Raw genomic sequence first — 10273 nt, 5'->3', positions numbered from 1 at the left:
TGATGAAGCTGAGCGCAGAGAATCGGCGAGACTTGCTGGAGGTCCTGGAAGACCGGCATGGCAGGCGCTCCACCATCGCCACCAGCCAATTACCCATCGAAGAATGGCATGGCGTAATCGGTGACGCCACTCTGGCCGACGCCATCCTGGACCGGCTCGTACACAACGCCTACAAGATCAATCTGCGAGGGGAATCCATGCGAAAACAGCAGGCAAGGTTGACGGGCACTGAGACTTCGGAGTAAGAAGAGAAACCCCGCGTCGCTACGCTCCGATGGGTGGCAGTCTTGCTCCGGTCCGGGTGGCAGGCTTCACGTGGAATGGGTGGCAACCTTCAGCGGTTTATGCAAAATTCCCTTTAAGTAGGATGTAAGGCCCATCCAGGACCCTGGTAAGGAAAGATTGCTTTTTCACAATACGGCTTCTGAAGTCGCTTCGAGTATACACCGTAGGATTAATTGTCCGAGCGAGCGAACGTTCTGCCGGATCAAGGGTCTCGAAAATATCTTCCAGACTCACAGTGTCGGATACTAGCAAGAGATCAACATCGCTTCCCGCGTGATCAACACCCTTCGCCACCGAGCCGTAAAGCAACGCGATATCAATCTCAGGGTACAGAGGTTGCAACGCAGCATCGATCTGAGATTCTGGGCCGAGCAATTTCGTCACCAGAGAGGCGAGCTCAAAGTAAATCGGGGATTCTCGATTTACTCTGTAGCGCTTTTGCCGGCCTCGATGATCTTGAAAAACGAGTCCGCAATCGACCAGCCGCGCTACCTCTCGTTGCACTGCACCAGACCCTGCGCCAACCGCATCAATTACCTCACGTAGAGCAAATTCGGCATCGGGCCTCAAGAAAAAAAGCTTTAAAACCTTTTGCCGGGTCGCGGGGAAAAGCGCTTCCGCCATTCCCATTTGCTTCGAAAGCTGTTGATTTCCCATACAAACCCCGAAATACCCAATTAAGGTACAATTATACCCAAAATGGGTCGGAAAGCACCTCTCTAAAACTGTGGCTGAAGAAACCACAGAAAACCTCTGCGACATTGGCGCCGAGGACTGCATCGTTGGCATCGCCGGGTTCATCTTCGGCTCGAAAGAGCCCGAAAGGAAAAGCCGATTCCATGGCCTCAAAAACCGTATCAATATCCTTTTCAAGCACCCGCTCGACGTGAATGTGGAACATACCTACTCCTCAAAAACGCCCTGTCTTGAACGCTACGCTTACGCCTTGTCAAAAGAATGGGGGATGTTTTTCAGAAGCTCGGCGTTTGTGGGGTACTTCTCAAGCAGCTCCACCAACTTTTTTGTGCCCTCTAGCGGTTTGAGACCGCCAAGCGCCCGGCGCAATGCTCTTATTTTGTCTAAATCTTTTGGATCCAACAGCAGCTCTTCACGGCGTGTACTGCTTTTCGAAATATCCAGCGCGGGAAAAATTCGCTGATTCGCAACGTCTCTCGATAACACCAGCTCCATGTTCCCCGTGCCCTTGAATTCCTCAAAGATAACCTGGTCCATGCGGCTGCCCGTATCCACCAGAACGGTTGCCAGAATGGTCAGCGAGCCGCCATTCTCAATGTTTCGTGCAGCGCCAAACAACCTCCGCGGGATCTCCATCGCTCGAGCATCCATCCCGCCAGACATAGTACGACCGCTGCTCTTTCGCTCCGCATTATGCACACGCGAAAGCCTCGTGAGAGAATCAATCACAATCATAACGTTGTGACCCTCGCCCGCTTGTTGGCGAGCGATATCAAGAAGTTCATCGGCAACGCGAACGTGATGAGCATAGCTTTCATCCGAAGAAGAAGCGTGTACCTCAGCCGGGACGCTACGCCTGAAATCAGTGACCTCCTCGGGTCGCTCATCTATCAATAACGCGTAGAGTTTAATCTCGGGATACGCCTTTCCCACCGCCTGGCAAATATGTTTTAAAACCGTCGATTTTCCAGACCCCGGCGGCGCAACGATCAAACCTCGCTGCCCCATGCCAATCGGCGTGATCAAATCCATCGCGCGCACCGTGAGCTGTTCGGAACCCAACTCCAGGCGAATCCCCGGCGCGGGATTGATAGCCACAGCATTTAAAAAACGTTTTTGTGGATCAGCCTCACTTTCAACCTCAACCTTAGCTTCGGTTTCCGTAGCCACTGGTTTAGGGTCTTTTTTTCGTGTTCCGGTTAAACCTAATGTCTTTCTCGTCATGATTGTTTGATAGCTCTTGTTTGATAAATATTTTTCGAAAAACACCGCCCAAGGCAAAACACCAGCGTGCACAAAATACGTCTGTCCCAATTTTCACTCATCCGAACGGTCACAAAGGAACGTGAAAACAGGCTGGCGAGTATGACCACGCTGCACCATTTCTGCTACCTCCAAAATACTGGATGCTATCCTGCAGTTTCATCAGCTCTATGAGGCACCCATGACGAAGCCAAAACGAATCTACCTCGCCGGCCCGGAAGTTTTCTTCCCCGCAGCTGAACATCAGGCCATCGTGGCCGAGAAAAAACGCCTGCTTCAGGAAAACGGACTGGAGGGCGTAGACCCGCTGGATACTGAACTGGCGCTGTCCGCCAACGAGGCGAAATTCAGGCGCGGGCATCGGATCTACCGGGCCAACCGGGAACTGATGGACAGCTGCCAGGCCATCATCGCCAACCTGACCCCCTTCCGCGGCATCAGCGCGGACCCGGGCACCGTCTTTGAGGTGGGTTACATGATCGGACAGGGTAAACCCGCCTTCGGGTTTACCCTCGAAAGCCGATATTACCGGGAACGAGCAGGCGCCACCGACCTGGACGAACTGGGCCATACCATTGAAGACTTTGAAATGAGCGACAACCTGATGATCGAGGGCGGAATCTACAGTTCCGGTGGCCAGCTCTTCGTGGCAGAGCAGCCCGGCGAACACCGGTACTTTTCGGCCGAGCTGTTCCGTCGTTGCGTGAGGGCGATAAAAAAATAAATCTGTCCCGGTTTCCCCCAAGCTAGCTCGTGGTGACGAAGTGCAGGCGTTGCTACAGTGAAACAAGACCACCGGTTTGCCGTATCCACTACCTAGCAGCGAAAGCCGGCAGCACAGGAAGGGAAGAATCCATGAGCAAAAAGATCGATCTCTACAGTAGCTCGTACAGCAATTACTCGCTGGAAACCTACAGCGAGGTCCGGCTGGAGACCTATGGCGAGGATTATGGGCAAACCAGCTGGGTTTCGACTGAAGAATCCCACGAGATACCCGAGTTACTTCAGCTGACATCGGATTCATCGGTCCTGGACATAGGGTGTGGATCTGGCGGGTACGCTGTCGGCCTGGCAAAGCGTATAGGCTGTAGGGTTCTAGGGTTCGAGATAAATGAATCGGGCGTGAAAACGGCGAATGCGTTGGCCGAAGATGAGAAGGTCAGCGACCTCGTGAAATTCGAGCAACACGATGCGTCTGAAGAATTGCCCTATGAAGATGATTCGTTCGACGCCATCTATTCCACGGATGTCCTGTGCCATGTCCCTCGTCGGCGAGAAGTTCTCTCCAACACACAACGGTTGCTAAAACCTGGTGGGAAATTCGTCTTTAGCGACGCTTTGGTGATTGGGGGACTGATTTCCTATGAAGAGCTTGAGAATCGATGCCCAGACGGTCTGTATTTTTTCAGCCCTCCCGGCATCAACGAGCAATTAATACAGGAATCCGGTCTCAAGCTGCTTGAAGCTCGCGATACCACCGCGAATTGTGCTCTGTTGTCCAAACGTTGGCACGATGCGCGCGAAAAACGGAAAGACGCACTCATCGCCTGTGAGGGTGAAGAGAACTTTCTGGGCGTGCAGCGATTTTTGGCCGGCGTTCACAGGTTAACGAGCGAGAGGCGTTTATTGCGCGTTCTGTACACTTGTTCGAAATAGAGAACGGATGACTGTCACGACCGGACAGCCCACTATCGCAGCGCTCACAGTGGTTTTTCGAGTAAGATGGATCTGTCTCCGTATCTACGGGTTGGCCATCTTTATTCGCGCATCTGCCCGATCTTCCTCATCCTGGCTCTGGGAAGAAATCAGAATCAGTTGCCGAATGAAGCTCGCAATTCTTGGATCATAAATATCGTTGTGATCCCGAATCAATTCGCCATCCACCCTTATATTCAAATAAGGATTTCGCCCGGCCGAGGAATCCGTGCGCTCGAGCACTGCGCCTTCAAACGGGATGCGGCTACCTGGCTTGTCTGCTTCCCAGCCCTTGCTGGCTGCAACGAACGTCTGAACTGCCGTGGATGCGCTGAAACCGCCCTGCTCGTCGTCCGCACGGGTCTCCTCCGCACGAAGGTAATGGGTCAGATAGGGATCGAAGTGGCCCAATGCCGTCACATTCGCAGAGCCCTGATCGATAACTTCGTTCTCCCCGGCAACGGGATTGAGACGCTGGGCGTCCCGCTCGGTCTCAAACAGCGTAGAAAACCAGCGGCCGAGGGGGAATGCCAGGCCAGTGGCGTCGTCATCCTCAGAGGTGAGTACCGCCAATACTGGCAATTGGCTCTCAAAGTACCGCCGCCGCTCATTTGCCATATCACTAAGCGTTGCATAGCGCGCAGCCTCGAAAGCCGGGTTAATCAGGACAACCAGATCCGCGAAGCCGACAGTATCGCTCACCACCGCGTCCGGGCCATGAGTCTGTACAAATCCGTTCTCTAAAATCTCGCTCATCGCAGAAAAGACCAGCGCTCCGCCAAAACTGTGCCCTACCACGACAAAACGGGTTCGGTGGGGTTTACCATCGGCAAGCGCCTGGGCCCGCTTTGTTTTCTGCACAAGCTCAAGGCGACTGAGTAATTCAGTAGCGCCTCCGCGCCCTACTTTATGGGCGGTATTCTTGCGTTCCCAGAATGTCAGCTCCTTTAATCCAGGCAAACTCACGGAACCACCGCGCCAGCCCAGATAGATGCCCACCACCTCCCTTGACGGCACACCGGTCTTCGTGCTCATAGCTGACTCCAGCGCACTCAATCGACGTAGAGACTCTCGAAAGCTGGATATATTACTGTCTCCAGCCTGGGCACTGTGCTTCCAGCCATGCACGAACACCACCATCAAGAGATCCTGATTGGCGGCCAAGGTATTAACCTGGCCGATCACCTCCCTCAATTGCTCGCGATCCCAGAGCTGCCCCTGGTCGTCGAACTCGACAAAGCCCAAATGATACTTTTCATCAATGGCGTTGGGCGACTGAAATACCTGAAGCGAATGCTGAGCGCACTCGTCAAGAGGATTGGCGGAAATACACAAACCAGATTCGGTACGGTAACGCTGATGGGAAATACAGGCCGACAGTGAGAGAACTATTGCAATAATGAAAGCAAGACGGGTGCCGTTGAAGCGATCTTTCATGACAAATTCCTTTTCGATTTTCTTGGGCAGAACCTCCTGTTACAGCCACTACTCTGCACTTATTCGATTAGCTTCTCCTGTAAGCCGCCCCAAGGCCGCCTCCAGATAACGCAAGCATAGCTCAGGAGGCCGCGAAAGCCAGCATCCAGCAAGCCATGGCGCGGGGGATGTTTTTGCTGTCCGACGACAATCAAACAATATGGGTGTATATTTTTTATACAACGTTAGGTCGAGATATTTCCGGAGTTATCGATCTGTGCCGCTATCAACAGGCTAAAAGGATGTGGCGAAATGAATAGACTCAAGGAAAAAATTTCATCCGGGATTAGGTCACTCAAAGACCAGATTGAGAACGGGTCTAACAAAAAAAGCAGTTTGCAAAGGCACGCCCCCCAGAACATAAATACGCCGTTTTATTTTTGCTTCTTTGTGATTTTCGGCTTATCCCTCTCTCCCGGACTGACTTGGGCTCAGCCCGATCTGATGATCGGGCTAGAAGCGCCAGATACCGCAAACGCCGGAGAAGACATCGGCACTTCTCTCACCTTGACTGCCATAAACCGCGGGGATCATGTGGCACAGGGGACCCGGTCATCCAACAACGGCTACATGATCGACATTTTCATAACCCGTAAAATCATGCCCACTGGCTATGCCCGCTACGACGAACACTACTTCGATGGCGTCCTGCTCAAGGGTGGACGCGTCAGCAATACCGATACCTTGCCTCCACGGCAACGCGCGCGTTATCACACCTCGGCAATACTGCCAAAAGACATTCCACCGGGCCGGTACCAACTCTGCGCCCGCATAGACCCGGGAGACAAAGTCCAAGAGGCCATCGAAGACAACAACACTCATTGCCAGACACTAGCGGTTAACTTGTCCCTCATGCTCATTCAAGCCCTGCCGAAATTCGAGGTGCTACTGCCCGAGCATCGAAACCAGGAATTTCGCATCCTGGAGCGTGAAGAGGTCCATCTCGGCCCGCCTTCCGTCACCCCGGAGACCCCAGTCGGGACATCCGACGCTACACGAACCATTCTTGAAGACGGCTCAATCGTCTTGACATGGCAGGACGGGTCAAAGCGGCGCCTGAGACCGGACGGCCTGGTTGAATACGTTAGTCCGGATGGCACCATAATGTCTCCCATAGCTATCCAGGTTCAGGGCGCCGATCTGCCGGAGCTGCCCGAAGCATTGGATGACTGGGGCAGCGGCCTCGCAAACGATCTGCTGGCCATCCTCAGAAACATCCTGACCGACGCTGAGTTCGAGGCCTACCAGCAAACCGAGGCCGACAAAGGCTATTACGAGCGTATCAACTGGCGCCTGCGCAGCATCCAATTCCTGACAGCCCTGGAGGACAACATATAATGCGATTTTGGCATGCATTATTCGTAAGTGCCTTGTTGATGGGGCCGATGGCGATGTCCTGGAGCGAGGAACGTGAAAACAGCTCTGAACTGGCGGATACTTCACGGATCGATGCCATGAAGTCTGCCCTCGAAGCGGAGGACGATCAGAGCGGTCTCCAACCGCTACAGGCCCCGGTGATCATCTCTGGAAATTTGATGGACTCGGAAGGGCAAGCCGCTATGAAGTCCGCCCTCAAGGCCTATTACGACTACCGTACGGAAGGATACGGCCACCGACAACGCGTATTCGAGTGGCAATTGTTGTCGTCGCGGATCATCTTTGTCGTCGTCATTGTCCTGGTAGGAGCTGGCATCTATTTTTCGTGGCTGCAATTTCGGGCGGACCTGAAAGCGACCGACAAGGAAGGAAATCGGGGCGTCTCCACGCTGGAAGCGTCGACCTCCGGCATCAAGGTCAGTTCACCAGTACTGGGTGTGATCATCCTGGTGATCTCTCTGCTGTTCTTCTACCTGTACCTGCAGTACGTCTATCCGATTGAGGAAATACTCTAAAACAGGGCGAGCGTAGCCCAGCAACCCACGAAAGCCAGCATCCAGCAATGTCGGCCATAGTTCGAATTATAACCTCCGCAAAGCATCCTCGAGGTCCAATTCACGAAACGTCTGGCGCAATGTCTCTCCGGCCAGTCGTGCTTCCCATTGCCTGCGCTGTTCCAGCACTGAATCGTCGGCAGGCAGGGAATCGAGAACCGACAATGCATAACTCCGGAGCAGTTCACTCCGGCACTCGATGACAAGATCGGACGACGACGCAGTACCGGACTCCGAGTAGGCATAGCACTGCTGGACATTGCGCCTGGCGCTTTCCCGTTCAACCGGTGAAATCGCAACCTCCCGCGCATCGTTGTCGGGAACCAGTAAAACGTTCACGCCCCGCCCGGTAATGGCCTCGGCGGTCTTCTGCGCATCGTTTGGAACGTGGACGTTCTTGTGGTTGGGCCAGATGTCGAACATGCCATAGTCGGCACAGGGCGCCTCTCGCTGAAACGTAAAGAAATCAGGGTAGGCATAAAACTCTGGCCCGCCCTCGCGATAGCGGTCATAGAACGCGGTAACGTAGGCCATGATGAGGGTCATTGCACCAATGCCCTCTAACCGACGAGGGACAACGATGCCAAGGCGATCCGTATCCTGAAACGACGAGAACAAGTCCGCGTGCGGAATGGCCTCGCCATGCTGGGTGATTTTGAAATCGCTGCCTCGCAGGCTGCTGCTATGCATGGTTATGTCGAACGCTCTTAGCAAATAAATCTGTCCCGGTCCGGGTTTCCTACATCTCGCTCATCAGCCATTCCTTGAAGGCTTTCATCCCGACGGTCAGCGGACGTTGTTTGCGGTAGACCAGATAGAAGGCCCGATTCGTATCGAGCTGGATGTCGAACGGCACCACCAACTTACCCGATTTAATCTCACGGGACGTCAGGGTGCTATCAGCCAGCGCAACTCCCAGGCCCTCCTGGGCCGCCGCCGTGGCCAGTTGCCCGCTGGACATCTGCAGGCTGCCCCGGGCGGATATAAAATCAACGCCCGACTGTTGCAGCCAGTTCTCCCACTCCCACTTCCGTTTGCTGACATAGATCAGAGTGTGTTTAGCCAGGTCTTCAGGCTTTTCGAGCGGTAACTCACCTTCCAATAGCTGCGGGCTACACACCGGCACCAGCATTACTCTGCGCAGAAAATGCACTTCGATGTCGTCCCATTCACCACTCCCGAAATAGACCGCCATGTCGGTACTGGTACGGTCGAAATCCAGCAGCCCCATGGAGGCGTTAATTTCCAGTTCAATATCCGGGTACAAGGCTTGGAATCGGGCCATGCGTGGCATCAGCCAGCGGGTGAGGAAGTTGGGGGCAACGCTGATCTTGACCACGTTGGATTCCTGGTTCTCCGTCAGGCGTTGGGTGGCCATTTCAATCTCGTCGAACGCGTGCCTGACAGATGTCAGGTATTGCTCGCCTTCAGGAGTCAAAGTCACCGTTCGCCTGCTGCGGTCAAATAGTGAAAGCCCCAAATATTCTTCAAGTGTCTTCACCTGATGACTGACCGCGGACGATGTCACGAAAAGTTCCTTGCCAGCTGCGGCAAAGCTGTGATGTCTCGCGGCTGATTCAAATACCCGAAGCGCATTCAGGGGTGGCAGGTGGCGCATAACTTCGCTCGACTGGTGAGATTAATTCATCATTCTGATGAGAAAGGATCGCTTTTTCAACAGCCTCAAACTCATTAATATGCTCCCTATCGAAATGACTCACTTATCAAACGAGGACACAGCATCATGAGTTACCAAGCTCCGAAACTGAACGAAGACGGCACCATCGACATTGATTACTACACCCAGCTTGCAAAGCAACAGCGTAGTGAGCACATCGCGCAGATGGCGGCGTCACTGAAAGCCAACATCAAATCCTTTTTCCACGTGAAGCTGCCAAAGCTGTCTACCAGCCATTGACCTGTGTTCCCTTCAGTGCTCAATGACCTTAAGTATGAATTGGCTGGTTTCGCCGGCGCTGGCGAACCAGCCTGCTTTTAGGCTTTTCCGACATACAGGTGGGAAATAGCGTCAAGATTGACGTAATAGCGACGTTCAAGAAGGGAGATCAGAAACGCCGTCGACCTCAGTCACCGTTTTAGCATCCGCGCGCTCAATGATTTTGAGGAGTGTGGACTGAATGGTTTCATCTTCCCTGGCATCACCGCCACTTGCGAACGTTTGCTTCTGGGGCTCCGCGCCCTCTTCCTTGGTATAAGAAATCACAACCTCGCTGGCTGAATCGGGCGTTTTGCCAGAGTTCGCTTTACCAAAGTACTCCAGCGAAACCAACGGATAGCCGTGAAAGCCCTTCTTAACCTGCTTCGCAATACGCTTTTTTGCTTTATCCACATTCATAGTGAGGGCCTGTCGCCGCGGTTGTTATCTGGGTGCACATCCGCACCCAGTAGATACCATTCGCCAATTCTATGCCCTTAGGCCCCATCCAAAATAGGTCTATCCCGGTTTTGCCTTAAGGTTTGCAAGATATGTGGCCTTGTACGTTCGCCGCATTTATTGTTGGCTCAGGAAAGGCATACGTAAGATCCATAGATTGCCCACTGCCGAAGTTCAATTTTTGTACACGTGTCAATGGCCATTTATTTTGACCCACCTTTGGCCAATAAAATTGACCCACCTTTCATAGTCTAGCCTGTCGTTTTCTGCTTCAGCCGATAGCTTTCTCCTCCCAGCATAAAGATGTGTGAATGGTGGATGACCCGATCAATGATCGGCACCGCCACGTTGTCGTCGTGGAAGAACTCGCCCCAACTGGTGAAGTCCTTGTTGGTGGTGAGGATGATGGACCGGTATTCGTACAGGCTGTTGATCAGCTGGAACAGGTTGTACCGGGCCTGCCGCGTCATGGGCAGGTAACCCAGTTCATCGATGACCAGCAGGTCGTACTTGGCCAGTTGGCTGACCCGCT

13 protein-coding genes and 1 pseudogene are annotated in these 10273 nt (G+C 53.5%); 6 read left to right on the top strand and 8 right to left on the bottom strand.

All coding sequences use genetic code 11. The annotated features are described in order from the left end of the window. Nucleotides 1-245 (top strand): annotated as a pseudogene (istB, locus tag BM035_RS21685) (IS21-like element ISSpu5 family helper ATPase IstB); the annotation flags it as partial. A 97-nt stretch (nucleotides 246-342) separates the two neighbouring features. On the opposite strand, the gene BM035_RS21680 reads toward istB, so the two are convergent. The 3 genes from BM035_RS21680 to rho are packed head-to-tail and all read right to left on the bottom strand — an operon-like array spanning nucleotide 343 to nucleotide 2295. Next, a complete protein-coding gene (locus tag BM035_RS21680) occupies nucleotides 343-942 on the bottom strand; it encodes a nucleotidyltransferase domain-containing protein (protein WP_254775561.1) in 600 nt (199 codons plus the stop codon). Nucleotides 943-973: 31 nt separating this feature from the next. Continuing rightward, on the bottom strand, nucleotides 974-1186 hold the full coding sequence (locus BM035_RS21675) for a hypothetical protein (RefSeq protein WP_092034368.1): 213 nt from the start codon (nucleotides 1184-1186) through the stop codon (nucleotides 974-976). A gap of 38 nt (nucleotides 1187-1224) precedes the next feature. Next, nucleotides 1225-2295: a transcription termination factor Rho gene (gene rho / locus BM035_RS21670; RefSeq protein WP_008172519.1), complete on the bottom strand. Its 1071-nt coding sequence runs from the start codon at nucleotides 2293-2295 to the stop codon at nucleotides 1225-1227. 130 nt (nucleotides 2296-2425) lie between these two features. Between rho and BM035_RS21665 the strand changes: the two genes are divergently transcribed. Together BM035_RS21665 and BM035_RS21660 are read left to right on the top strand one after the other, a co-directional pair. Next, nucleotides 2426-2968, top strand: a complete 543-nt coding sequence (locus tag BM035_RS21665) for a nucleoside 2-deoxyribosyltransferase (protein WP_008172520.1) — start codon at nucleotides 2426-2428, stop codon at nucleotides 2966-2968. A gap of 131 nt (nucleotides 2969-3099) precedes the next feature. After that, the gene (locus BM035_RS21660; protein ID WP_092034366.1) at nucleotides 3100-3900 is read left to right on the top strand and encodes a class I SAM-dependent methyltransferase; all 801 of its coding nucleotides are present in this window, start codon (nucleotides 3100-3102) and stop codon (nucleotides 3898-3900) included. 84 nt (nucleotides 3901-3984) lie between these two features. Here BM035_RS21660 and BM035_RS21655 read toward each other — a convergent pair whose 3' ends face one another. Continuing rightward, nucleotides 3985-5376: a hypothetical protein gene (locus BM035_RS21655; protein WP_092034365.1), complete on the bottom strand. Its 1392-nt coding sequence runs from the start codon at nucleotides 5374-5376 to the stop codon at nucleotides 3985-3987. Between the two features lie 291 nt (nucleotides 5377-5667). On the opposite strand from BM035_RS21655, the gene BM035_RS21650 reads away from it, so the two are divergent. Next, complete coding sequence (locus BM035_RS21650; protein WP_092034363.1) at nucleotides 5668-6753, top strand: hypothetical protein; 1086 nt, start codon at nucleotides 5668-5670, stop codon at nucleotides 6751-6753. Beyond that, the gene (locus BM035_RS21645; protein ID WP_092034361.1) at nucleotides 6753-7307 is read left to right on the top strand and encodes a hypothetical protein; all 555 of its coding nucleotides are present in this window, start codon (nucleotides 6753-6755) and stop codon (nucleotides 7305-7307) included. Before BM035_RS21650 ends, BM035_RS21645 begins: the two co-directional genes overlap by 1 nt. 66 nt (nucleotides 7308-7373) lie before the next feature. Here BM035_RS21645 and BM035_RS21640 read toward each other — a convergent pair whose 3' ends face one another. Beyond that, the gene (locus BM035_RS21640; protein WP_092034359.1) at nucleotides 7374-8036 is read right to left on the bottom strand and encodes a hypothetical protein; all 663 of its coding nucleotides are present in this window, start codon (nucleotides 8034-8036) and stop codon (nucleotides 7374-7376) included. 49 nt (nucleotides 8037-8085) lie between these two features. Next, nucleotides 8086-8964, bottom strand: coding sequence for a transcriptional regulator GcvA (gcvA, locus tag BM035_RS21635; RefSeq protein ID WP_092034357.1), 879 nt, complete (start codon nucleotides 8962-8964; stop codon nucleotides 8086-8088). Nucleotides 8965-9090: 126 nt separating this feature from the next. On the opposite strand from gcvA, the gene BM035_RS22730 reads away from it, so the two are divergent. Then, nucleotides 9091-9264 carry an RSP_7527 family protein gene (locus BM035_RS22730; RefSeq protein WP_175497451.1) on the top strand — a complete coding sequence of 58 codons (174 nt, stop codon included), beginning with the start codon at nucleotides 9091-9093 and terminating at the stop codon, nucleotides 9262-9264. A 135-nt stretch (nucleotides 9265-9399) separates the two neighbouring features. On the opposite strand, the gene BM035_RS21630 is transcribed toward BM035_RS22730, so the two are convergent. Next, nucleotides 9400-9702 (bottom strand): hypothetical protein, encoded by a 303-nt coding sequence (locus BM035_RS21630; RefSeq protein ID WP_092034356.1) that lies wholly within the window; start codon nucleotides 9700-9702, stop codon nucleotides 9400-9402. Nucleotides 9703-9992: 290 nt separating this feature from the next. Continuing rightward, a partial coding sequence (locus BM035_RS21625) for an ATP-binding protein (RefSeq protein WP_175497450.1) occupies nucleotides 9993-10273 on the bottom strand: 281 nt, incomplete at its 5' end.

This window comes from Marinobacter sp. DSM 26671 (genome assembly GCF_900112835.1).
Taxonomy (GTDB): Bacteria; Pseudomonadota; Gammaproteobacteria; order Pseudomonadales; family Oleiphilaceae; genus Marinobacter; species Marinobacter flavimaris.
Note: the sequence above shows the minus strand (reverse complement) of the source record. Positions and strands in the feature narration are given on the sequence as shown.